30 protein-coding genes are annotated in these 22180 nt (G+C 67.6%); 29 read left to right on the plus strand and 1 reads right to left on the minus strand.

Translation table 11 applies throughout. The annotated features are described in order from the left end of the window. Window positions 1-66 precede the first annotated feature (66 nt). From J7E97_RS06795 to J7E97_RS06805, 3 genes are read left to right on the plus strand one after another with little or no spacing between them, the layout of a single operon-like run. Window positions 67-756: a glycosyltransferase family 2 protein gene (locus J7E97_RS06795; RefSeq protein WP_215023424.1), complete on the plus strand. Its 690-nt coding sequence runs from the start codon at window positions 67-69 to the stop codon at window positions 754-756. Beyond that, window positions 753-1169, plus strand: coding sequence for a DUF2304 domain-containing protein (locus tag J7E97_RS06800; RefSeq protein WP_215023426.1), 417 nt, complete (start codon window positions 753-755; stop codon window positions 1167-1169). The genes J7E97_RS06795 and J7E97_RS06800 overlap by 4 nt, the downstream gene beginning before the upstream one ends. Window positions 1170-1178: 9 nt before the next feature. Next, window positions 1179-2087 (plus strand): glycosyltransferase family 2 protein, encoded by a 909-nt coding sequence (locus J7E97_RS06805; RefSeq protein WP_215023428.1) that lies wholly within the window; start codon window positions 1179-1181, stop codon window positions 2085-2087. A gap of 18 nt (window positions 2088-2105) precedes the next feature. Here the strand turns inward: J7E97_RS06805 and J7E97_RS06810 are convergent, their stop codons facing one another. After that, complete coding sequence (locus tag J7E97_RS06810; protein ID WP_215023430.1) at window positions 2106-3764, minus strand: hypothetical protein; 1659 nt, start codon at window positions 3762-3764, stop codon at window positions 2106-2108. 248 nt (window positions 3765-4012) lie between these two features. On the opposite strand from J7E97_RS06810, the gene J7E97_RS06815 reads away from it, so the two are divergent. The 26 genes from J7E97_RS06815 (at window position 4013) to J7E97_RS06940 (ending at window position 22136) form a co-directional block, all read left to right on the plus strand. Beyond that, window positions 4013-5806, plus strand: a complete 1794-nt coding sequence (locus tag J7E97_RS06815) for a hypothetical protein (protein WP_215023432.1) — start codon at window positions 4013-4015, stop codon at window positions 5804-5806. Window positions 5807-5972: 166 nt separating this feature from the next. After that, complete coding sequence (locus J7E97_RS06820; RefSeq protein WP_215023435.1) at window positions 5973-8558, plus strand: peptidoglycan recognition protein; 2586 nt, start codon at window positions 5973-5975, stop codon at window positions 8556-8558. A 74-nt stretch (window positions 8559-8632) separates the two neighbouring features. Next, window positions 8633-9820 carry a hypothetical protein gene (locus J7E97_RS06825; protein WP_215023437.1) on the plus strand — a complete coding sequence of 396 codons (1188 nt, stop codon included), beginning with the start codon at window positions 8633-8635 and terminating at the stop codon, window positions 9818-9820. Window positions 9821-10286: 466 nt separating this feature from the next. Then, a complete protein-coding gene (gene rpsJ / locus J7E97_RS06830) occupies window positions 10287-10595 on the plus strand; it encodes a 30S ribosomal protein S10 (protein ID WP_003948644.1) in 309 nt (102 codons plus the stop codon). A 14-nt stretch (window positions 10596-10609) separates the two neighbouring features. Further along, window positions 10610-11254 (plus strand): 50S ribosomal protein L3, encoded by a 645-nt coding sequence (gene rplC, locus J7E97_RS06835; protein WP_215015311.1) that lies wholly within the window; start codon window positions 10610-10612, stop codon window positions 11252-11254. Between the two features lie 4 nt (window positions 11255-11258). Then, window positions 11259-11918, plus strand: coding sequence for a 50S ribosomal protein L4 (gene rplD / locus J7E97_RS06840; RefSeq protein WP_215023439.1), 660 nt, complete (start codon window positions 11259-11261; stop codon window positions 11916-11918). After that, window positions 11918-12241: a 50S ribosomal protein L23 gene (gene rplW / locus J7E97_RS06845; protein WP_215023440.1), complete on the plus strand. Its 324-nt coding sequence runs from the start codon at window positions 11918-11920 to the stop codon at window positions 12239-12241. The genes rplD and rplW overlap by 1 nt, the downstream gene beginning before the upstream one ends. Window positions 12242-12280: 39 nt before the next feature. Continuing rightward, on the plus strand, window positions 12281-13117 hold the full coding sequence (gene rplB, locus J7E97_RS06850; protein WP_112447748.1) for a 50S ribosomal protein L2: 837 nt from the start codon (window positions 12281-12283) through the stop codon (window positions 13115-13117). A gap of 12 nt (window positions 13118-13129) precedes the next feature. After that, complete coding sequence (gene rpsS / locus J7E97_RS06855; protein ID WP_023539342.1) at window positions 13130-13411, plus strand: 30S ribosomal protein S19; 282 nt, start codon at window positions 13130-13132, stop codon at window positions 13409-13411. A 43-nt stretch (window positions 13412-13454) separates the two neighbouring features. Then, window positions 13455-13802, plus strand: coding sequence for a 50S ribosomal protein L22 (gene rplV / locus J7E97_RS06860; protein WP_037792011.1), 348 nt, complete (start codon window positions 13455-13457; stop codon window positions 13800-13802). Continuing rightward, window positions 13802-14644, plus strand: coding sequence for a 30S ribosomal protein S3 (gene rpsC / locus J7E97_RS06865; RefSeq protein ID WP_215023442.1), 843 nt, complete (start codon window positions 13802-13804; stop codon window positions 14642-14644). Before rplV ends, rpsC begins: the two co-directional genes overlap by 1 nt. Window positions 14645-14649: 5 nt before the next feature. After that, window positions 14650-15069: a 50S ribosomal protein L16 gene (gene rplP, locus J7E97_RS06870; RefSeq protein WP_030026326.1), complete on the plus strand. Its 420-nt coding sequence runs from the start codon at window positions 14650-14652 to the stop codon at window positions 15067-15069. Beyond that, the gene (gene rpmC / locus J7E97_RS06875; protein WP_073912892.1) at window positions 15069-15293 is read left to right on the plus strand and encodes a 50S ribosomal protein L29; all 225 of its coding nucleotides are present in this window, start codon (window positions 15069-15071) and stop codon (window positions 15291-15293) included. Before rplP ends, rpmC begins: the two co-directional genes overlap by 1 nt. Next, window positions 15293-15574, plus strand: a complete 282-nt coding sequence (gene rpsQ, locus J7E97_RS06880) for a 30S ribosomal protein S17 (protein ID WP_112447744.1) — start codon at window positions 15293-15295, stop codon at window positions 15572-15574. The genes rpmC and rpsQ overlap by 1 nt, the downstream gene beginning before the upstream one ends. 123 nt (window positions 15575-15697) lie before the next feature. Continuing rightward, window positions 15698-16066 (plus strand): 50S ribosomal protein L14, encoded by a 369-nt coding sequence (gene rplN / locus J7E97_RS06885; protein WP_003956455.1) that lies wholly within the window; start codon window positions 15698-15700, stop codon window positions 16064-16066. Window positions 16067-16068: 2 nt separating this feature from the next. Continuing rightward, window positions 16069-16392 (plus strand): 50S ribosomal protein L24, encoded by a 324-nt coding sequence (gene rplX, locus J7E97_RS06890; protein WP_215023444.1) that lies wholly within the window; start codon window positions 16069-16071, stop codon window positions 16390-16392. Then, window positions 16392-16943: a 50S ribosomal protein L5 gene (rplE, locus tag J7E97_RS06895; RefSeq protein WP_030388859.1), complete on the plus strand. Its 552-nt coding sequence runs from the start codon at window positions 16392-16394 to the stop codon at window positions 16941-16943. The genes rplX and rplE overlap by 1 nt, the downstream gene beginning before the upstream one ends. A gap of 5 nt (window positions 16944-16948) precedes the next feature. Next, the gene (locus tag J7E97_RS06900) at window positions 16949-17134 is read left to right on the plus strand and encodes a type Z 30S ribosomal protein S14 (protein WP_003956452.1); all 186 of its coding nucleotides are present in this window, start codon (window positions 16949-16951) and stop codon (window positions 17132-17134) included. Window positions 17135-17357: 223 nt separating this feature from the next. Then, a complete protein-coding gene (gene rpsH / locus J7E97_RS06905) occupies window positions 17358-17756 on the plus strand; it encodes a 30S ribosomal protein S8 (RefSeq protein ID WP_007265911.1) in 399 nt (132 codons plus the stop codon). Window positions 17757-17776: 20 nt separating this feature from the next. Further along, entirely contained in the window at window positions 17777-18316 is a 540-nt protein-coding gene (gene rplF / locus J7E97_RS06910) for a 50S ribosomal protein L6 (RefSeq protein ID WP_215023446.1), read from the plus strand. A gap of 2 nt (window positions 18317-18318) precedes the next feature. Then, a complete protein-coding gene (gene rplR, locus J7E97_RS06915) occupies window positions 18319-18702 on the plus strand; it encodes a 50S ribosomal protein L18 (protein ID WP_215023448.1) in 384 nt (127 codons plus the stop codon). Window positions 18703-18747: 45 nt separating this feature from the next. After that, window positions 18748-19350, plus strand: a complete 603-nt coding sequence (gene rpsE, locus J7E97_RS06920) for a 30S ribosomal protein S5 (RefSeq protein WP_073912880.1) — start codon at window positions 18748-18750, stop codon at window positions 19348-19350. Continuing rightward, complete coding sequence (gene rpmD, locus J7E97_RS06925; RefSeq protein WP_112447741.1) at window positions 19350-19532, plus strand: 50S ribosomal protein L30; 183 nt, start codon at window positions 19350-19352, stop codon at window positions 19530-19532. The genes rpsE and rpmD overlap by 1 nt, the downstream gene beginning before the upstream one ends. A 1-nt stretch (window position 19533) precedes the next feature. Next, entirely contained in the window at window positions 19534-19989 is a 456-nt protein-coding gene (gene rplO / locus J7E97_RS06930; protein ID WP_214946842.1) for a 50S ribosomal protein L15, read from the plus strand. A gap of 186 nt (window positions 19990-20175) precedes the next feature. Then, window positions 20176-21489 carry a preprotein translocase subunit SecY gene (gene secY / locus J7E97_RS06935; protein WP_215023450.1) on the plus strand — a complete coding sequence of 438 codons (1314 nt, stop codon included), beginning with the start codon at window positions 20176-20178 and terminating at the stop codon, window positions 21487-21489. Next, complete coding sequence (locus J7E97_RS06940; protein ID WP_215023452.1) at window positions 21489-22136, plus strand: adenylate kinase; 648 nt, start codon at window positions 21489-21491, stop codon at window positions 22134-22136. Before secY ends, J7E97_RS06940 begins: the two co-directional genes overlap by 1 nt. The last annotated feature ends 44 nt before the right edge of the window (window positions 22137-22180 follow it).

Genomic DNA, 22180 nt, shown 5'->3' on the forward strand with positions numbered 1-22180 from the left:
GTGTCCGCCTCCGAAGTACCGCCGAACCCCGAGCACTCGTCCGTGCCACACCCCGCTGGAGTTAGCGTGACGCAATACGACGATGTCTGGCTGGTCATACCGGCCTACAACGAGGGCCAGGTGATCGCCGATGTCGTCGAGGGAGCGCGCAAGACCTTTCCGAACATAGTCGTCGTCGACGACGGCAGCTCGGACGATTCCGCCAAGCACGTCACCACCACCGGGGCCCACCTGGTGCAGCACCCGGTCAACCTCGGCCAGGGCGCCGCCCTCCAGACCGGCCTGAAGTACGCGCTCTCCCAGCCGGGCGCCCGCTACTTCGCGACCTTCGACGCGGACGGCCAGCACCAGACCGACGACGTCGAGAAGATGGTCGCGGTGCTGCGCGGCGGCGAGGCCGACGTGGTGCTCGGATCCCGCTTCATCGAGCAGAACGGCCAAGTGCCGTGGATCAAGCGGGTCGTGCTGCGCACGGCCGCGGCGCTCAGCCCGACCGCCCGCAAACTGAACCTCACCGACTCGCACAACGGTCTGCGCGTCCTCGGCCGCGAGGCGGCGGAGCAGCTGCAGATCACGCACAACGGCATGGCCCACGCCTCCGAGATCGTCGGCTACCTGGCCGGCTCCGGACTGCGCGTCGTGGAGGTCCCGGTGGACATCCTCTACACCGACTACTCGCGCGCCAAGGGTCAGTCCCTGATCAACGGCGTCAACATCCTCTTCGACATCACCCTGCGGGAGCGTGGCCGCCGATGAAGTACTTCTGGATCCAGCTGGTGCTCATCCTGGGCTCCGTCTCGTTGGCCCTGATGTTCATACGCAACTGGGACCAGGCGAAGACCCGGGCGTGGAAGCGCATCGCCTTCTCGGTCTTCGTCCTCGTCAACGTGTACGCCGTGCTGCGCCCGACGGACGTCACGTGGGTGGCCCACCAGCTCGGCGTCGGCCGAGGGACCGACCTGGTGCTGTACGTGATGGTCCTCGCCATGGGCTTCCTCACGCTCAACACCTTCCTGCGCTTCCGCTCGCTGGAGAAGAAGATCACGGACCTGGCCCGGACGGTGGCCCTCAGCGAGGGCGCGCGGCACAACGACGCGCGCCTCGGCCCGGCCGCGGTCCCGCCCGTCGCGGCCGCGGAGAAGGCTCCTTCCGACTCCGTCAAGGCCTGAGGAATCCCCGTGGCGACCTTCGACTTCATGCTCCCCTACTACGGGGACGTCCAGCTGATGCAGGACGCCGTCCGCAGCGTCCTGGCCCAGACGGATCCGGACTTCCGGCTCGTCGTGATCGACGACGGCAAGGAGCCGGACGTCCCCGCCTGGTTCGCGGAGCTCGGCGACGAGCGGGTCCACTACACCCGCAACGAGCGGAACCTCGGCATCAACGAGAACTTCAAGAAGTGCGTACGCCTCTCCGAGGCCGACTACGTGGTCATCATGGGCTGTGACGACCTTCTTCACCCGCACTACTTGAAGACGGTACGGGGCCTCGCCGAGGCCCAGCCGGGCATCGGCATGATCCAGCCCGGCGTCGAAGTCATCGACGGCGAGGGCCGGGTCACCGCCGGTCTCGCCGACAACGTCAAGCGCAGGCTCTACGCCCCGCAGGTCAAGGGCCGCCGCACGATGGGCGGCGAGGAACTCGCCGTCAGCGTGCTGCGCGGGAACTGGCTGTACTTCCCGTCCATCGCCTGGCGCGGGGAGGCCCTGCGCAAGGTGAGCTTCCAGTCCGAGTACTCGGTCATCCAGGACCTCGCGCTCGTGGTCGACCTGCTCGAACTCGGCGAGGAGATGGTGGTCGACAACTCGGCCACCGTCTTCCAGTACCGCCGGCACGCCGTCAGCGAGTCCTCGGTCCAGGCCTTCACCGGCACCCGCTTCACCGAGGCCGCGCGCTACTTCGACGCGGTCGCCGCCCGGATGGACGCGCGCGGCTGGCCCAAGGCCGCCCGCGCCGCCCGCTTCCACAGCGGGTCCCGCTTCCACGCGATCACGATGATGCCCGGCGCCCTGCGCCGCGGTCAGCGCGACGGCGTCCGCAACCTGGCCAAGCACGCCTTCACCTCGGGCGTCTCCGGGCGGGACTGACGCTCCGCAGGCGTCCCGTCAGTGCTTCCCCGCGCGCTGCGGCGGGTTGTACGGGGCGCACTTGCCCTTCTCCGCGTACTTGGGGCACTTGCCGTTCGGCAGCCGAACGTTGTGCGAGGTCCAGGAGAGCTGCCCGTTCGAATCCTCGCTGGGGCTCTGCGGCATGTAGGCGTTGGCGGTCGCCGAGCCGGCCATGCCGAAGAGCAGCCCCATCGCGCACAGCGCGCCGATCACGACGGCCCGGGGCGTGCCCGCGGTCTTGCGCCGGACCGCGGCGGGCACCGGGCCCTCGTGGGCGCGCGACCAGCTCCGGACCCGCTGGACGGCGAGGTACACCGCCAGCCCGGTGAGTGCGATCAGGCAGTACGTGATCTGCAGGCTGGTGCGCGGGTACAGCTGCACGGCGTGGTCGCGCGCCATGTGCGACGCGTACCAGTAGCGCAGCAGGAAGGCGCTGCCCGTGCACGCGGCCAGGGTCAGCACGGCCGGCCGCCGCAGGCCGAGGGCGAGGGCCACGCCCAGCCCGGCCACCAGGACGATGCCGAAGAGCCCGACCCCGCCGAGCTCGCCGAGCGGCGGCCAGCCGGCCATGCGCTGGTGGCCCGGGAAGGTGCCGCCCCACATGGCGAAGTAGGCCGGGTCGCTGTAGGTGTCGAAGTAGAAGTACCCGTCCTTGGTCGCGCCGCTCGCGGCGAGCAGGTTCACCAGGTAGGCGCCGGCCAGGGCCAGGAAGACCCCGGTGGCGGCCCCCAGTGCCAGCAGGCCCTCCACCAGGGCCCGCTTCCCGCCCGACCGGGCGAGCCGGACCAGCACGAACGCGAACAGGACGACCACGCCGACCGAGGACCAGACGAACCAGCCCGCGTACAGCAGGAACATCGCGGCGAGCAGCGCCCCGAGCCCCGCGCCCGCGGCCAGGGCCCGCTTGCGCCCCAGCTCGGCGGAGCGCTGCACCACGTCGACCAGCTTGGCGAAGACCGGGATCACGACGACGAGCACGACGGCGGGGTACGACTTGTACGGATCGATCAGCGGCAGCGTCGAGGCGACGCCGACGCCCAGCGCCCACAGCGGGGGCAGCAGCAACCGCCAGGCCAGGTAGGCGAGCGGCCCCGAGACCGCGACGAAGGCGATCATCAGCCACTTCATGGCCTTGGGCACGTCACCGTCGAAGAAGAGCTGCGCGGTGTTCGCCAGCAGGTGCGGGAAGCCGGGCGGGTACTCCTTGGGGAGCGCCGCGCCGTCGATGATGTCGAACGCCCACTTCTGCAGGTTTCCGGAGTCGGCCCAGTTCGCGTACATCGGCCAGTCCGTGCCGCGCAGGGCCACCACGCTGCCGGCGGCGGTCACACCGGTGGCGAGGCCCGCCACGGCCGCCGCGGAGATCCGTACGGCCGCCCCCGGCCACTTCCGCGCGAGGAGGACGTACAGCAGTACGGTGGCGGCGAGCAGGAGCAGCAGCCGCAGCTGGATCGCGGCCAGGCCGCTGACCTGGCCGATCCGCTCCACGGGATTGACCCGCAGGAGCCAGCCCAGACCGGTGAGCAGGACGGCTGCCAGGACGGACGCGCCCACTTCGGCCACGGTGACGGCCACCTTGCGCCAGGGCCCGGCGCCCCCGCGCCGCGGGACCCGGTGATCGGCGCCTGGTGCGGGCGAAGTGGCGATGTCTATCATGTCCGGGACCCTACCGGCCCGTGCCCGCAGGGTGTGACTCCGCCCGGGACGGCCGCGACGGCAGGGCCGGGGCCCCCGCGAACAGGGGCCGCGGCGGGGGATGTGAAGGTTGTACGCAGACGCGCCTAGGCCGTTCCCGGCTCGTGCGCCCCGGCTCGTGCGCCTGCCTCTCCCGGCCCGGAAACGTTGGTCCGACCTGGTGCCGGGCCTTACCCGCGGTGTGACCACGCGGAGGAAAGTGGACTGAGATGACGAATCTGGCCCCCGAGGCGGTCGGAGATTCCGGCACGGCTCCCGGCCGTCCCGGGACCGGGACCGCGGACGGCGCGCCCGTCTTGTCCGCGGCACCGGGCCGGCGTCCGTGGACGTCCAGGCGCTGGGTGCTCCCGCTCGCCGAGGTCCTGGTCAGCGTCGTGGCGGCCCTCGGCTACACGCTGCTGTGCAAGCACATCAGCGTGAACCCCCTCAACCGCATCGGCCAGGTCAGCGGACTGGCCAAGATGCAGCAGTACGCGGCCCTCATCGGCCTGCCGGTGCTCGGGCTGCTCCTCCACACCGCGTACCGGGGCACGCTCCACCGCCACCGGAACGTCAAGCGCCTGGTCTGCGCGGCGCTGGCCGGCCTGGCCACCGGCGTGGTCGCGGGCGGCATCGTCGTCGCCCTGCGCGGCACGCCCTCGCCGCTCGGCGGCCAGGAGGGCGACCCGAGCGTCCTGGTGGACATGGCCAACTCCTTCCTGCACGGCGAGGGCATGTCGGGCATCTACCCGCCCGGCTTCCCGGCGCTGATGGCCCTCTGGGCGAAGGTCCGCTACGGCGGACTCGGCGGATCCGGCTACGCCCTGCACGACCTGCAGATCTTCTTCAGCGCCCTGGTCGGCCCGATGGCCTACGCGGCCTGGCGGCTGCTGCTGCGGCCCTTCTGGGCGCTGCTGATCGCCGTTCCGGCGTCGATCCTCTTCCTCGATCCGATCCGCCCGTACAGCCACGTCGTCATGCTCGTGCTGCTCCCGCTGCTCGGCTACTGCCTGCGCGAGATGGCCCGGTCCGGCGCGCGTTCGGTGAAGTCGCTGCTGCTGCGCGGCGCCGGCTTCGGCCTCGTCTTCGGCGTGCTGTTCCTCTGGTACTCCGGCTGGTACGTCTGGGCCGCGCCCGGTGCGGGCCTGCTCGCGCTGTTCCTCTTCCCCTGGCGCAAGGGCAAGGAGGCCCGCAAGCGGGCCGCCGTGTACGTCGGATCCCTCCTGGTGACGGCCGGCGTCGTCGGGGCTCCGCTGCTCTACCAGATGGTCCGCCTCGGTTCCCAGACCCCGGACCGCTACGCCTACCTGTCCGTCTACGTGGACCCGGCGTACGTCCTGGGGTGGGCCTCCGACCGTTCGGGTGCGCTGACTTACGAGAACTGGCCGGTGTCGGGCGAGATGGCCGGCCAGACCGGCTTCGCGCTGCTGCTGCTGTTCGGCGTGGGCCTCGGCGTCGGCCTCGGGCTGCGCGACGTCATGGTCCGCACCGCCGCGGCCACGCTCGCCGGTGCCTGGCTGGCCCGCTTCTGGTTCGCCTCGCACATGGCGCACGACAAGGCCGTGCAGCTCTACCCGCGGACCACCTGGATCGTCATGTACTGCCTGATGATCCTGGCGGTCCTGGGTCTGATGTCGCTCGTCAACCGGGGTTCCGGCTGGGCCGAGCGGTCCCTGCGGCCGAGCGGTGAGGGCGCCCGGGCCCGCGTCGTGCCGCGGCGCGCGGTCCAGCAGCTCGCCGCCGGCATGGTGTGCGCGCTCGCGCTGTTCGCCACGATGGGCGCGTCCTGGTCGGTCAACCGCTACATGCCGAGCGCCGACAGCAACGAGATGGGCGTCGACGCCTGGCGGGCGCACACCGTCAACAAGCCCGACGGGAAGTGCCCGCGCTACTCCCCGTACAAGAAGTGCGCCGAGGTCAACATCCAGTTTTGGAAGCCCAATCGCGACGACGGCAAGCTGTGGTGCGGCGGCATCCCGTACAAGGACTGGCCGGCCGTGTGCGGGCGCAAGGGCCCCTCGTAGGCCCTGACCGACCATGACGACGGCGGGGTCCCCGGATCGATTCCGGGGACCCCGCCGTTCCTGTGACGAGCCGCTGTGAGTACCATCCGGCCGATCAGATGTTGTGGCTTGAATACGCTTTGGGGCGGGAATCAATTTGAGATTGGGTCGTGTGCGGGGTACCGCTTTGGCTACCGCGCTCGGGGTCGCCGCGGTGCTCGGCTTCCAGGGAATGGCGGACGGAACCGAAGGTTCCGCAGGGGGCAAGGGGCCGGGGGAGGCGAAGGCGTTCAGTGCCGATGCCGAGCAGACCGGTCCCGTCGACGGCGAGACGTACACGCTCGCCGTGAAGCCCAAGGGCAAGGGCGAGGCCGTGGTCAGCCAGCAGGGCACCGATCTCTTCGGTCTCCTGGGCGTCTCCTGGACGGATCCCGCGGCGAAGGTGACGGGCACCATCGAGGCCCGCTCCCGCAGCGCGGAGACCGGGAAGTGGTCCCGCTGGATCGCCCTGGACCCGGTGCGGCCCGGGCTCGACGGCAAGCGCCCCGGTGAGCACGGTGCCACCGAGCCCGTCTGGGTCGGCCCGTCGAACGGCGCCGAGGTGCGCGTCAAGGGCGGTGAGCTCCCCGCCGGACTGGAGCTGAAGCTGGTGGACCCGGGCACGGCCGGCTCCGCCAAGAAGAAGGGCCGGCTCAACGCCGACCCGGCCGCCTTCGCCACCACGACGGCGACTCCGGGCCCGGCCTCCACGGCCCCGCAGCCCAAGGTGGTCACCCGGGCCGAATGGAACGCCGACGAGTCCATGAACAGCGAGGGCCCGATCTACCTCCCGGGCTCCAAGATCAAGGCCGTCTTCGTCCACCACACCGCCGACGCGGCCGCGTACGACTGCTCGCAGTCCGAGGCCATCGTCCGGGCCATCCACAAGTTCCACGTGGAGACCAACAAGTGGCGGGACCTCGGCTACAACTTCCTGGTCGACAAGTGCGGCACGATCTTCGAAGGCCGCCAGGGCGGCATCGACCAGCCGGTCATGGGCGCGCACACCTACGGCTGGAACTCCGAGTCGACGAGTGTCGCCGTACTCGGTGACTACACGGCCTCCGGGGTCTCGGACGCCGCGCGCGAGGCGGTCTCCCAGATCGCCGCGTACAAGCTCGGCCAGTACGACGGCGACATGAACGGCACGACCCAGTTGGTGGCCGGCGTCGACCAGACCAACTACTTCCACACCTCGTTCAAGGCGGGCACGGCCTACACGTTCAAGACGGTCTCGGGCCACCGCGACGGCTACAACACCGAGTGCCCGGGCGACTCGTTCTACCCGCAGCTGGACTCGATCCGGACCTCCGGCCCCGCTGCGCGGCTCAAGATCGCCACGGTGAACGGCACGGCGGCCGAGCCGAACGGCAGCTACAAGTCGACCGGTGCCCTGTCCGTCGACTGGAGCACCAGCACGGACAGCGGCCGGATATCCAAGTTCGACCTCCTGGTGGACGGCGTGTCCGCCGTGAGCACCTCGGGCGCGGGCCGTACGGCGTCCACGGGACTCTCCAACGGCACGCACAAGGTCCAGGTCCAGGCGACCACCGCGAACGGCAAGGTTTCCACGAGCCTCCCGGTCACCGTGGTGGCGACGGTCCCGGTCTCGCACGACGCCAAGTTCGTCCCGGTCGCCCCGAAGCGGCTGATGGACACCCGGATCGGCCTGGGCGTGCCGCAGGCCAAGGTGGGTCCGCAGAAGGTGGTGACCCTGCCGGTGGCGGGCGCCAACGGGATCCCCGGCGCGGGCGTCACCGCCGTGATCCTGAACGTGACGGCGACCAACCCGACGGGCAACAGCTTCGTCTCGGTCTACCCGAGCGGCACGGCCCGCTCCAGCGCCTCGAACCTGAACGTCACCCCCGGTCTGACCATCCCGAACCTGGTGGTCGTGCCCGTGGTGGACGGGAAGGTCAGCTTCTACAACAACGACGGCACGGTCGATCTGATCGCCGACATCACCGGCTACTTCACCTCGGCAGACGCGGGCTCCACGCACGTCAGCTTCGGTCCGAAGCGCCTGATGGACACCCGTGCGGGCCTGGGCGTGCGCCAGGCCAAGGTGGGTCCGCAGGGCGTGGTGACCCTCCAGGTGGCGGGCGCCAACGGGATCCCGGCGAGCGGGGTGACCGCGGTCATCCTGAACGTGACGGCGACCAACCCGACGGGCAACAGCTACGTGGCGGTCTACCCGAGCGGCACGACCCGCTCCAGCGCCTCGAACCTCAACTTCACCCCGGGCAAGACGATCCCGAACCTGGTGGTCGTGCCCGTGGTGGACGGGAAGGTCAGCTTCTACAACAACGACGGCACGGTCGATCTGATCGCCGACATCACCGGCTACTTCACCTCCGCCGACACGGGCGCCACCCACGTCAGCTTCGGTCCGAAGCGCCTGATGGACACCCGTGCGGGCCTGGGCGTGCGCCAGGCCAAGGTCGGTGCGCAGGGCGTGGTGACCCTCCAGGTGGCGGGCGCCAACGGGATCCCGGCGACCGGGGTGACCGCGGTCATCCTGAACGTGACGGCGACCAACCCGACGGGCAACAGCTACGTGGCCGTGTACCCGAGCGGCACCACCCGCTCCAGCGCGTCCAACCTGAACTTCAGCCCCGGCCAGACGATCCCGAACCTCGTGGTCGTCCCGGTCGTGGACGGGAAGGTCAGCTTCTACAACAACGACGGCAGCGTCGACCTGATCGCGGACATCACCGGCTACTTCGCCAAGTGATCCGAAGTTCCACCGGCGGGGGTCTCCTGGACATGGTCCGGGAGGCCCCCGCCGGCACATCCAGGGGGTGGGGCATGGCAGAGAACGCACAGCACGCGGAGAACGCGGAGAGCGGGGACAACGGCCGGCCGTCCGTATCCGACGAGGAGTGGGCGCGCTTCGTCGAGCAGGCCGCGGCGGGCACCGGGGAGGCGCCCAAGGAGCCGTCCGCGCGGGCGCGGATGGTGACCGAACGGCTCCGGCGCGAGGAGGAGCAGCGCGCCCGGTCGGGCAGGAAGGGGCGGCGGCCGGGGGAGCCCGAGGGCTGGCGCACCGGTCCCGCCCGGCAGGAGGGGCGGGGGAGGGGCAAGCGGCGGCTGAAGGCGGCCCTGGCCATCGCCTTCGTCGCCGGGCTCGCGCTCATCGCGATCCGGCCCGAGCTGGTCATCGACCGGGTCACCGGCAAGGCCGCGCGGGACGACAGGGCCGGGGAGCCGCTGCCCGCCGAGTCGGCCCGGCCGAGCGCCGCGCCCTCCCCGGTGGATCCGGACCTGCCCACGCTCAAGGAGCCCTTCAAGGGCTCTCCGGCCCTGCGGTGGGCCGACGGGGCGGCCGGGATCGAGATCCCGCCGGCCGAGGCCGTCGGGGGCATGAGCAAGGAGAAGGTCGCCGACGCGCTGGAGAAGGCCAAGCACTTCCTGGTCGCGGCCAACCTGGACCCGGCCACCCTGCGCGGGGAGCGGCCCGGGGCGGCGCTGGCCCTGCTCGACCCGAAGCTCGGGGAGTACAAGACGAACCTGGAGGCGGCGCTCGAGCGGCCTTCCGCGGAGAACGACCCGCTCGACCACTTCAGCCGGTACGACCCCGCGGAGCTGACCCCGGTGGGCGAGGTGGTCAAGGTACGGGGCCGGATGTGGGTGGAGGCCGGGGACCGCGCGGGGAAGGCCAACGTGAAGACCGACTACACCTTCGTCTACCCGTTCGTGAAGGCGAAGGCGGGAGCCGAACAGGTCGAGCGGACCGTCCTGCGGCGCGAGATCACCTTCTCGATCGCCGATCCGCGCAGGTGGGAAGCGACCGCCGGCACGCTGTGGATCGAGGAGAACCACAGCAACATCGGCAACAGCGCCTGTGACGCCGCCGACGGTTTCCTGCATCCGCAGTTCGACGACGACGCGCCCGCCGGGCCCACACCCTCCGGCACGCCGGTGGACCCGTACGACCGCAGCAAGACCCTGGAAACCGCCGGGCCGGAGGGGTGCGGCACGCTCTCGCGATCTTGAGGAAGCGCCGCGCACGGCTCCCGGAGGGTCGTCGCGCGGCGCAGTTTGACCACTCAGCGTGGCGGGGTATTCTCTTCGGCCCGATTGGCCAGGTACGTGCCTCGTATGGCAGACTACTCAAGTTGCTCGGCTGAGTGCCGATGCTGCGCGCCTCCCGCCGGGAGGACCGGAAGCGAGTCCCACAGTACTCGTCGCCTTATCTGCCTTTCGGGGCAGCAATGGGGCGGACGTACGGGAATCTTCTGGGAAGCGTCAGCACGGTGCCTTCCAGGCACTCGGTGGGTGTTTGCCCCCGATCAGCGGTCTTGGGACCGCACCCCCTTGGACGAGGGAATTTCCGTATGGGAATTTTCTGTAGAGGGAGTGCGACACGCCCGACCGCGTGGGTCGGAGGAAAGCGGCGGAGCGATCCGCAGCCGGCCGAGAGCCAGAGCGTTTCCACGACAGACAGGACTACGGAGTAGCCATGGCGGGACAGAAGATCCGCATCCGGCTCAAGGCCTACGACCACGAGGTCATCGATTCGTCGGCGAAGAAGATCGTCGAGACGGTGACGCGCACTGGTGCGTCGGTCGCGGGCCCGGTGCCGCTGCCCACTGAGAAGAACGTGTACTGCGTCATCAAGTCGCCGCACAAGTACAAGGACTCGCGCGAGCACTTCGAGATGCGCACGCACAAGCGCCTGATCGACATCCTCGACCCGACGCCCAAGACCGTTGACTCGCTGATGCGCCTGGACCTTCCGGCCGGCGTTGACATCGAGATCAAGCTCTGAGAGGCGTCGAGAAGATGGCAAAGCAGATCAAGGGCGTCCTGGGCGAGAAGCTCGGCATGACCCAGGTCTGGGACGAGAACAACCGTGTCGTCCCGGTGACCGTTGTCAAGGCCGGGCCCTGCGTCGTAACCCAGGTCCGCAAGAACGACATCGATGGCTACGAGTCGGTCCAGATCGCCTTCGGCGAGATTGACCCGCGCAAGGTGAACAAGCCCCTCAAGGGTCACTTCGCCAAGGCCGATGTAACCCCGCGCCGCCACCTGGTGGAGCTCCGCACCTCTGACGCCAGCGAGTACACGCTCGGCCAGGAGATCACCGCTGCCGTGTTCGAGTCCGGCGTCAAGGTTGACGTCACGGGCAACAGCAAGGGCAAGGGCTTCGCCGGTGTCATGAAGCGTCACAACTTCAAGGGCCTCGGCGCCGGCCACGGCGTGCAGCGCAAGCACCGCTCCCCCGGTTCGATCGGTGGCTGCGCCACCCCTGGGCGTGTCTTCAAGGGCATGCGCATGGCCGGTCGTATGGGTAACGAGCGCGTCACCACCCAGAACCTGACCATCCACGCGGTTGACGCGGAGAAGGGTCTGCTCCTCATCAAGGGCGCGGTCCCCGGTCCGAACGGCGGCCTCGTCCTGGTCCGTACCGCGGCCAAGGGGGCTTGAGGTAATGAGCACCATTGACATCCTTTCGCCGGCAGGCGACAAGGCCGGTACCGTCGAGCTCCCCTCGGAGATCTTCGACGCGAAGACCAGCATTCCGCTGATCCACCAGGTCGTTGTCGCACAGCTGGCTGCTGCCCGTCAGGGCACGCACAAGACCAAGCGTCGTGGCGAAGTCCGTGGTGGTGGCCGCAAGCCGTACCGCCAGAAGGGCACCGGCCGCGCGCGCCAGGGTTCGACCCGCGCTCCGCAGTTCGTCGGCGGTGGCGTCGTCCACGGCCCGCAGCCGCGTGACTACTCCCAGCGGACGCCGAAGAAGATGAAGGCCGCCGCTCTGCGCGGTGCCCTCTCGGACCGCGCGCGTCACTCCCGCATCCACATCGTCACCGGTGTGGTCGAGGGTGCCGCCTCCACGAAGGCCGCCAAGACGCTGTTCGGCAAGATCTCGGAGCGCAAGAACCTGCTCCTGGTCGTCGACCGCGCCGACGAGGCCGCGTGGCTGTCCGCCCGCAACCTGCCCCAGGTGCACATCCTGGAGCCGGGCCAGCTGAACACGTACGACGTGATCGTCTCTGACGACGTGGTCTTCACTCAGGCCGCTTTCGAGTCCTTCGTGTCTGGCGCGCCTTCTGGCCGGAACGATGAGACCGAAGGGAGCGACGCGTGATGTCTGACGCGACCGTTACCAGCAAGACCTTCACTGACCCGCGCGACCTGCTGATCAAGCCGGTCGTCTCGGAGAAGAGCTACGCGCTGCTGGACGAGAACAAGTACACGTTCATCGTCGCGCCCGGCTCGAACAAGACCCAGATCAAGCAGGCTGTGGAAGCGGTCTTCTCGGTCAAGGTCACCGGGGTCAACACGATCAACCGTCAGGGTAAGCGCAAGCGCACCAAGACCGGTTTCGGCAAGCGCGCTGACACCAAGCGCGCCATCGTGACCCTCGCTGAGGGCGACCGAATCGACATCTTCGGCGGCCAGGCCTCCTAACGGAGGTCTAGTCGTCCGGAATCGGACGAGGACTGAGAAATGGGTATCCGCAAGTACAAGCCGACGACCCCGGGCCGTCGTGGCTCCAGCGTCGCCGACTTTGTCGAGATCACGCGGTCCACGCCGGAGAAGTCGCTGGTTCGCCCGCTGCACAGCAAGGGCGGCCGTAACAACACCGGTCGGATCACTGTTCGCCACCAGGGTGGTGGACACAAGCGCGCCTACCGCGTGATCGACTTCCGTCGTCACGACAAGGACGGCGTGCCGGCCAAGGTCGCGCACATCGAGTACGACCCCAACCGCACTGCGCGCATCGCGCTCCTGCACTACGCCGACGGCGAGAAGCGCTACATCATCGCGCCGAAGAACCTGAAGCAGGGCGACCGGATTGAGAACGGCCCCACGGCCGACATCAAGCCCGGTAACAACCTGGCGCTCCGCAACATCCCGGTCGGTACCACGATCCACGCGATCGAGCTCCGTCCCGGTGGTGGCGCGAAGTTCGCCCGCTCCGCTGGTGCCTCCGTGCAGCTGCTGGCGAAGGAGGGCACCATGGCCCACCTTCGTATGCCGTCCGGTGAGATCCGTCTCGTCGACGCGCGCTGCCGCGCCACCGTCGGTGAGGTCGGCAACGCCGAGCAGTCGAACATCAACTGGGGCAAGGCCGGCCGCATGCGCTGGAAGGGCGTTCGCCCCTCCGTCCGCGGTGTCGCGATGAACCCGGTCGACCACCCGCACGGTGGTGGTGAGGGTAAGACCAGTGGTGGTCGCCACCCGGTCTCCCCGTGGGGTCAGAAGGAGGGTCGTACTCGCTCGCCGAAGAAGGCTTCGAGCAAGTACATCGTCCGCCGCCGCAAGACGAACAAGAAGCGCTAGGAGCGGGTTTAGATGCCGCGCAGTCTCAAGAAGGGACCCTTCGTCGACGGACACCTCATCAAGAAGGTGGACGTACAGAACGAAGCCGGTACCAAGAACGTCATCAAGACCTGGTCCCGTCGCTCGATGATCATCCCGGCCATGCTGGGTCACACCATCGCGGTGCACAACGGCAAGATCCACGTCCCGGTGTTCGTCACCGAGTCGATGGTCGGCCACAAGCTCGGCGAGTTCTCGCCGACTCGCACCTTCCGCGGCCACGTCAAGGACGACCGGAAGTCGAAGCGCCGCTAAAGGCGGGGTGGTTACGACTATGACTTACACCGAAGGGACAACCATGGAAGCCAGGGCCCAGGCGCGGTACATCCGCGTCACGCCCATGAAGGCCCGCCGAGTGGTGGACCTTATCCGTGGCATGGATGCCACGGAGGCTCAGGCGGTCCTGCGTTTCGCCCCGCAGGCCGCGAGCGTGCCGGTTGGCAAGGTGCTCGACAGCGCCATTGCCAATGCCGCACACAACTACAACCACCCGGACGCCTCCACGCTGGTCATCAGCGAGGCGTTCGTGGACGAGGGCCCGACCCTGAAGCGGTTCCGTCCGCGTGCACAGGGCCGTGCCTACCGGATCCGCAAGCGGACCAGCCACATCACCGTGGTCGTCAGCAGCAAGGAAGGTTCCCGGTAATGGGCCAGAAGGTAAACCCGCACGGGTTCCGGCTCGGCATCACCACCGACTTCAAGTCGCGTTGGTACGCCGACAAGCTGTACAAGGACTACGTCAAGGAAGACGTCGCCATCCGTCGGATGATGACGTCCGGCATGGAGCGCGCCGGCATCTCGAAGGTTGAGATCGAGCGCACCCGTGACCGCGTGCGTGTGGACATCCACACCGCTCGTCCGGGCATCGTCATCGGCCGCCGTGGCGCCGAGGCCGACCGCATCCGCGGCGACCTCGAGAAGCTCACGGGCAAGCAGGTCCAGCTGAACATCCTCGAGGTCAAGAACCCCGAGCTTGACGCTCAGCTGGTTGCCCAGGCCGTTGCCGAGCAGCTCTCCTCCCGCGTCTCCTTCCGTCGCGCCATGCGTAAGAGCATGCAGGGCACGATGAAGGCCGGCGCCAAGGGCATCAAGATCCAGTGTGGCGGCCGTCTCGGCGGCGCCGAGATGTCCCGCTCCGAGTTCTACCGCGAGGGTCGTGTGCCGCTGCACACGCTGCGCGCGAACGTGGACTACGGCTTCTTCGAGGCCAAGACCACCTTCGGCCGTATCGGTGTGAAGGTCTGGATCTACAAGGGCGACGTCAAGAACATCGCCGAGGTTCGCGCCGAGAACGCCGCGGCCCGTGCGGGTAACCGCCCGGCCCGTGGTGCCGCAGGCGCTAGCGACCGTCCCGCCGGCCGTGGTGGCCGTGGTGGCGAGCGCGGCGGCCGTGGTGGCCGCAAGCCGCAGCAGGCTGCTGGTGTCGAGGCCCCCAAGGCCGACGCTCCCGCCGCCGCTCCGGCCGAGAGCACCGGAACGGAGGCCTGACCGACATGCTGATCCCTCGTAGGGTCAAGCACCGCAAGCAGCACCACCCGAAGCGCCGCGGTATGGCCAAGGGCGGTACTGAGGTCTCGTTCGGCGAGTACGGCATCCAGGCGCTTACCCCGGCCTACGTGACGAACCGCCAGATCGAGGCGGCTCGTATCGCGATGACCCGCCACATCAAGCGTGGCGGCAAGGTCTGGATCAACATCTACCCGGACCGTCCCCTGACGAAGAAGCCTGCCGAGACCCGCATGGGTTCCGGTAAGGGTTCTCCCGAGTGGTGGATCGCGAACGTGCACCCGGGCCGGGTCATGTTCGAGCTGTCCTACCCGAACGAGAAGATTGCTCGTGAGGCGCTCACCCGCGCTGCTCACAAGCTTCCGATGAAGTGCCGGATTGTTCGGCGCGAGGCAGGTGAGTCGTGATGGCGACGGGAACCAAGGCGTCCGAGCTGCGTGAGCTCGGTAACGAGGAGCTCGTTGGCAAGCTGCGCGAGGCCAAGGAAGAGCTGTTCAAGCTGCGCTTCCAGGCGGCCACGGGTCAGCTGGAGAACAACGGCCGGCTCAGGTCCGTCCGTAAGGACATCGCTCGCATCTACACCCTGATGCACGAGCGTGAGCTCGGTATCGAGACGGTGGAGAGCGCCTGATGAGCGAGAAGAATGTGACTGAGACGACTGACCGCGGCTTCCGCAAGACCCGTGAGGGCCTCGTCGTCAGCGACAAGATGGACAAGACCGTCGTCGTCGCTGTCGAGGACCGCGTGAAGCACGCCCTGTACGGCAAGGTCATCCGCCGTACGAACAAGCTCAAGGCTCACGACGAGCAGAACGCTGCCGGCGTCGGCGACCGCGTCATCATCATGGAGACGCGTCCGCTGTCGGCGAGCAAGCGCTGGCGCATCGTCGAGATCCTCGAGAAGGCCAAGTAAGTATCTGAGGCCCTGGGCACCAGCCCAGGGGCCCCTCAGGTTCGTTCCGCCAGGCTCGGTGGGGGCGGTAGCTCTTCGGAGTGAAGCCCCCGCCGGGAACCGGCAGACAAACAGGAGATAGACGTGATCCAGCAGGAGTCGCGACTGCGTGTCGCCGACAACACTGGTGCCAAGGAGATCCTTTGCATCCGTGTTCTCGGTGGCTCCGGTCGCCGCTACGCGGGCATCGGTGACGTCATCGTTGCCACCGTCAAGGACGCGATCCCCGGTGGCAACGTGAAGAAGGGTGACGTCGTCAAGGCGGTCATCGTTCGCACCGTGAAGGAACGCCGCCGCCAGGACGGCTCGTACATCCGCTTCGACGAGAACGCCGCCGTCATTCTGAAGAACGACGGCGACCCTCGCGGCACCCGTATCTTCGGCCCGGTGGGCCGTGAGCTGCGCGAGAAGAAGTTCATGAAGATCATCTCGCTCGCGCCGGAGGTGCTGTAAGCATGAAGATCAAGAAGGGCGACCTGGTTCAGGTCATCACCGGTAAGGACAAGGGCAAGCAGGGCAAGGTCATTCTGGCCATCCCTACTGAGAACCGTGTCCTCGTCGAGGGTGTCAACCGGGTCAAGAAGCACACCAAGGCCGGTCAGACCGCTGGTGGTTCGCAGACCGGTGGCATCGTGATCACCGAGGCGCCGATCCACGTCAGCAACGTTCAGCTGGTTGTGGAGAAGGACGGCCAGAAGGTCGTTACCCGCGTCGGTTTCCGCTTCGATGACGAGGGCAACAAGATCCGCGTTGCCAAGCGGACGGGTGAGGACATCTGATGGCTACCACTCCGCGACTCAAGACGAAGTACCGCGAGGACATCGCGGGCAAGCTGCGTGAAGAGTTCTCCTACGAGAACGTCATGCAGATCCCCGGCCTCGTGAAGATCGTGGTCAACATGGGTGTGGGCGACGCCGCCCGCGACTCCAAGCTGATCGACGGCGCCATCAAGGACCTGACGACGATCACCGGTCAGAAGCCGGCCGTCACGAAGGCCCGCAAGTCCATCGCGCAGTTCAAGCTGCGCGAGGGTCAGCCGATCGGCTGCCACGTCACCCTCCGTGGTGACCGCATGTGGGAGTTCCTGGACCGTACGCTGTCGCTCGCGCTGCCGCGTATCCGTGACTTCCGCGGTCTGTCGCCGAAGCAGTTCGACGGCCGTGGCAACTACACCTTCGGTCTCACGGAGCAGGTCATGTTCCACGAGATCGACCAGGACAAGATCGACCGTACCCGGGGTATGGACATCACCGTGGTCACCACGGCGACCAACGACGATGAGGGCCGCGCCCTCCTTCGTCACCTCGGCTTCCCCTTCAAGGAGGCGTAAGCGAGATGGCGAAGAAGGCTCTCATCGCGAAGGCTGCCCGCAAGCCCAAGTTCGGTGTGCGTGCGTACACCCGCTGCCAGCGCTGCGGTCGCCCCCACTCCGTGTACCGCAAGTTCGGCCTGTGCCGCGTCTGCCTTCGTGAGATGGCTCACCGTGGCGAGCTGCCGGGCGTGACCAAGAGCTCCTGGTAATTCCCTCTCGTCCGCAAGGACTTGAGCGGTACCAGGCACTCTCGGTAAGCATCTGGTCGGCGGATGCCCGGCCGCGCATGCCTTAGGCTTGTGTGGTTGGGCGTCCGCCGCCCATAACGACTTACTACGCCGTAGGTCCCCGCACCGCACCCGTCCCGCCACTGAGTGGGGAGAGGGATGGCGCATACAGGAAACCCCGGCGAGAGAGGCCGAAGGCCACTTCATGACCATGACTGACCCGATCGCAGACATGCTCACGCGTCTGCGTAACGCTAACTCGGCGTACCACGACACCGTGGTGATGCCGCACAGCAAGATCAAGTCGCACATCGCAGAGATCCTCAAGCAGGAGGGTTTCATCACCGGCTGGAAGGTCGAGGATGCCGAGGTCGGCAAGAACCTCGTCCTCGAGCTGAAGTTCGGGCCGAACCGCGAGCGCTCCATTGCGGGCATCAAGCGGATCTCGAAGCCCGGTCTGCGCGTGTACGCGAAGTCCACCAACCTGCCGAAGGTGCTTGGCGGCCTGGGCGTGGCGATCATCTCCACGTCCCACGGTCTGCTCACCGGCCAGCAGGCAGGCAAGAAGGGCGTAGGTGGGGAAGTCCTCGCCTACGTCTGGTAGTCGGGAACGGAGGAAAAGCAATGTCGCGAATCGGCAAGCTCCCCATCCAGGTTCCCGCCGGTGTGGACGTCACCATCGATGGCCAGGCGGTCGCGGTGAAGGGCCCCAAGGGTTCCCTCGCGCTCACCGTCAAGGCGCCCATCGAGATCGTCAAGGGTGAGGACGGCGTTCTGAACGTCGTTCGCCCCAACGACGAGCGTCAGAACAAGGCCCTGCACGGCCTGTCCCGCACGCTGGTGGCGAACATGATCACCGGCGTGACCACGGGTTACGTCAAGGCGCTCGAGATCAGCGGTGTCGGTTACCGCGTCGCCGCGAAGGGCTCCAACCTGGAGTTCCAGCTTGGTTACAGCCACCCGATCCTGATCGAGGCGCCCGAGGGCATCTCCTTCAAGGTCGAGTCGCCCACCAAGTTCTCGGTCGAGGGCATCGACAAGCAGAAGGTCGGCGAGGTCGCCGCCAACATCCGCAAGCTGCGGAAGCCCGACCCGTACAAGGCCAAGGGTGTCAAGTACGCCGGCGAAGTCATCCGCCGCAAGGTCGGAAAGGCTGGTAAGTAGCCATGGCATACGGTGTGAAGATCGCCAAGGGCGACGCGTACAAGCGTGCCGCCAAGGCTCGCCGCCACATCCGCATCCGCAAGAACGTGTCGGGTACGGCGGAGCGTCCGCGCCTCGTCGTGACGCGTTCCAACCGCAACATCGTTGCTCAGGTCATCGACGACCTCCAGGGTCACACCCTGGCGTCCGCGTCGACCCTGGACGTTTCGATCCGCGGTGTGGAAGGCGACAAGAGCGCCCACGCCCAGGCCGTCGGCGCACTCGTCGCCGAGCGTGCCAAGGCCGCGGGTGTCGAGACCGTCGTGTTCGACCGCGGTGGCAACCGATACGCCGGGCGCATTGCCGCTCTGGCTGACGCCGCCCGCGAAGCCGGGCTGAAGTTCTAAGCCCCGGTTCCGGGACTCACGGACGTAACAGAGAGAGGTAATCCAATGGCTGGACCCCAGCGCCGCGGAAGCGGTGCCGGTGGCGGCGAGCGGCGGGACCGGAAGGGTCGCGACGGTGGCCCTGCCGCCGAGAAGACCGCTTACGTTGAGCGCGTTGTCGCGATCAACCGCGTCGCCAAGGTAGTCAAGGGTGGTCGCCGCTTCAGCTTCACCGCGCTGGTCGTGGTGGGCGACGGTGACGGCACCGTAGGTGTCGGTTACGGCAAGGCCAAGGAAGTTCCCGCGGCCATCGCCAAGGGCGTCGAGGAAGCCAAGAAGAGCTTCTTCAAGGTCCCGCGTATCCAGGGCACCATTCCTCACCCGATCACGGGCGAGCGTGCTGCGGGCGTCGTGCTGCTGAAGCCGGCTTCCCCCGGTACCGGCGTCATCGCCGGTGGCCCGGTGCGCGCCGTTCTGGAGTGCGCCGGCGTTCACGACATCCTGTCGAAGTCGCTCGGCTCTTCCAACGCGATCAACATCGTGCACGCGACCGTGGCGGCCCTCAAGGGCCTGCAGCGTCCCGAGGAGATCGCGGCTCGCCGTGGTCTGCCCCTCGAGGACGTCGCTCCCGCGGCTCTGCTGCGTGCACGTGCCGGGGCGGGTGCGTAATGGCTCGCCTCAAGGTCACGCAGATCAAGTCGTACATCGGCAGCAAGCAGAACCACCGTGACACGCTGCGTTCGCTCGGGCTCAAGCGCCTGAACGACGTCGTCGTCAAGGAGGACCGCCCCGAGTTCCGCGGAATGGTTCACACCGTCCGCCACCTCGTGACGGTTGAGGAGGTTGACTAACATGGCTGAAAACAGCCCGCTGAAGGCCCACAACCTCCGTCCGGCCCCCGGTGCCAAGACCGCGAAGACCCGTGTCGGTCGTGGTGAGGCATCGAAGGGTAAGACGGCAGGTCGTGGTACCAAGGGTCAGAAGGCCCGTTACCAGATCCCCGTGCGCTTCGAGGGTGGGCAGATGCCCCTCCACATGCGCCTGCCGAAGCTCAAGGGCTTCAAGAACCCGTTCCGCACCGAGTTCCAGGTCGTGAACCTGGACAAGCTCGGCGCTCTCTACCCCGAGGGTGGAGAAGTCACGGTGGCCGACCTGGTCGCCAAGGGCGCGGTTCGCAAGAACAGCCTCGTCAAGGTCCTGGGCCAGGGCGAGATCTCCGTGGCGCTGCAGGTTTCGGTTGACGCCGTTTCCGGCTCCGCCAAGGAGAAGATCGCCGCCGCTGGTGGCACCGTGACCGAGCTCGTCTAAGACGAACTCAGTGACAAATAGCTAGAAACCCGACCGGGGGTGCCTCACATATGGGGCATCCCCGGTTGGTCGTTCCACGGGGGGCCAAGTCGCCGGTATGGTGGCCTGCACCTTTGCTTGTCTTTATTCGTCGATCCCTCAGACCGTCACCTCTGACGCAGTAGCGCGGGGGTCGCAGGAGGCACCGTGCTCACCGCGTTCGCCCGGGCGTTCAAGACGCCCGACCTGCGCAAGAAGCTGCTCTTCACGCTCGGCATCATCGTGCTGTATCGGCTCGGGTCCCACATTCCGGTACCCGGCGTGAGCTACAAGAACGTTCAGATCTGTGTTGACTCGATGGGCAGCAGCAACAGCCTCTTCGGTCTCGTCAACATGTTCAGCGGCGGTGCGCTGCTGCAGATCACGATCTTCGCGCTCGGCATCATGCCCTACATCACGGCGAGCATCATTCTGCAGCTGCTGACCGTGGTCATCCCGAAGCTGGAGAACCTCAAAAAAGAGGGTCAGTCCGGCACGTCGAAGATCACTCAGTACACGCGCTATCTGACGGTCGCGCTCGCGATCCTGCAGGGTACCGGCCTCGTCGCCACCGCCCGCAGCGGCGCCCTCTTCCAGGGCTGCCAGGTCAAAGACCAGATCGTCCCGGACCGGTCGATCTTCACCACCGTCGTCATGGTGCTCACCATGACCGCGGGTACCTGCCTCGTCATGTGGCTCGGTGAGCTCATCACCGACCGTGGCATCGGCAACGGTATGTCGATCCTGATGTTCATCTCGATCGCCGCGGGCTTCGTCGGCTCCCTCTGGCAGATCAAGCTCCAGGGCAAGATCGCGGACGGCTGGGTCGAGTTCGGCGTGGTGATCCTGGTCGGCCTCGCGATGGTGGCCCTGGTGGTCTTCGTCGAACAGGCGCAGCGACGGATCCCCGTCCAGTACGCGAAGCGCATGATCGGGCGTCGTGCCTACGGCGGCACCTCGACGTACATCCCGCTCAAGGTGAACCAGGCCGGTGTCATCCCGGTCATCTTCGCCTCGTCGCTGCTGTACATCCCGGCGCTGATCGTCCAGTTCAGCGGTTCCACCGCCGGCTGGGCGACGTGGATCCAGAAGCACTTCGTCAAGGGCGACCACCCCTACTACATCGCCGTCTACTTCCTCCTGATCGTTTTCTTCGCGTTCTTCTACGTGGCGATCTCGTTCAACCCCGAGGAAGTTGCAGACAACATGAAGAAGTATGGTGGGTTCATCCCGGGCATCCGCGCCGGTCGACCCACCGCCGAGTACCTCAGCTACGTACTCAACCGGATCACCTGGCCGGGGTCGCTGTACCTGGGTCTCATCGCTCTTGTGCCGACGATGGCGTTGGCGGGCTTCGGGGCGAACCAGAACTTCCCGTTCGGCGGGACGAGCATCCTGATCATCGTGGGTGTGGGTCTGGAAACCGTGAAGCAGATCGAGAGCCAGCTCCAGCAGCGTAATTACGAAGGGTTCCTCCGCTGATGCGAATCGTCCTCGTCGGACCGCCCGGTGCGGGCAAGGGAACGCAGGCCGCAGTCCTCGCCAAGACCCTGTCCATCCCGCACATCTCCACGGGCGACCTGTTCCGGGCCAACATCAGCCAGGGCACCGAGCTCGGCCGCCGCGCGAAGGCGTTCATGGACGCCGGCGACCTCGTCCCGGACGAGGTCACCATCGGCATGGCCAAGGACCGCATGGAGCAGGCGGACGCCGCCGGCGGCTTCCTGCTCGACGGCTTCCCGCGCAACGTCTCCCAGGCCGAGGCCCTCGACGTGATGCTGAAGGCCGAGGGCATGAACCTCGACGCCGTCCTCGACCTGGAGGTCGAGGAGGACGAGGTCGTCAAGCGTCTGGCCGGCCGCCGTACGTGCCGCAACGACGGCGCGCACGTCTTCCACGTCGCGTACGCCCCGCCGAAGGTCGAGGGCGTCTGCGACGTCTGCGGCGGCGAGCTGTACGTGCGCGAGGACCAGTCCGAGGACGCGGTCCGCAACCGGCTGGAGGTCTACCACACCCAGACCGAGCCGATCATCGACTACTACAAGGCCCAGGGCCTCGTGTCGACGATCCCGGCCCTGGGTGAGGTCAAGGACGTCACGCAGCGCGCGATGGACGCCCTCAAGAAGTAGTTCCCCAGTAGTGCAGCCACGGCCGCGGTGTCCCCAGGACGCCG

This window comes from Streptomyces sp. ISL-66, assembly GCF_018614135.1.
GTDB lineage: Bacteria > Actinomycetota > Actinomycetes > Streptomycetales > Streptomycetaceae > Streptomyces.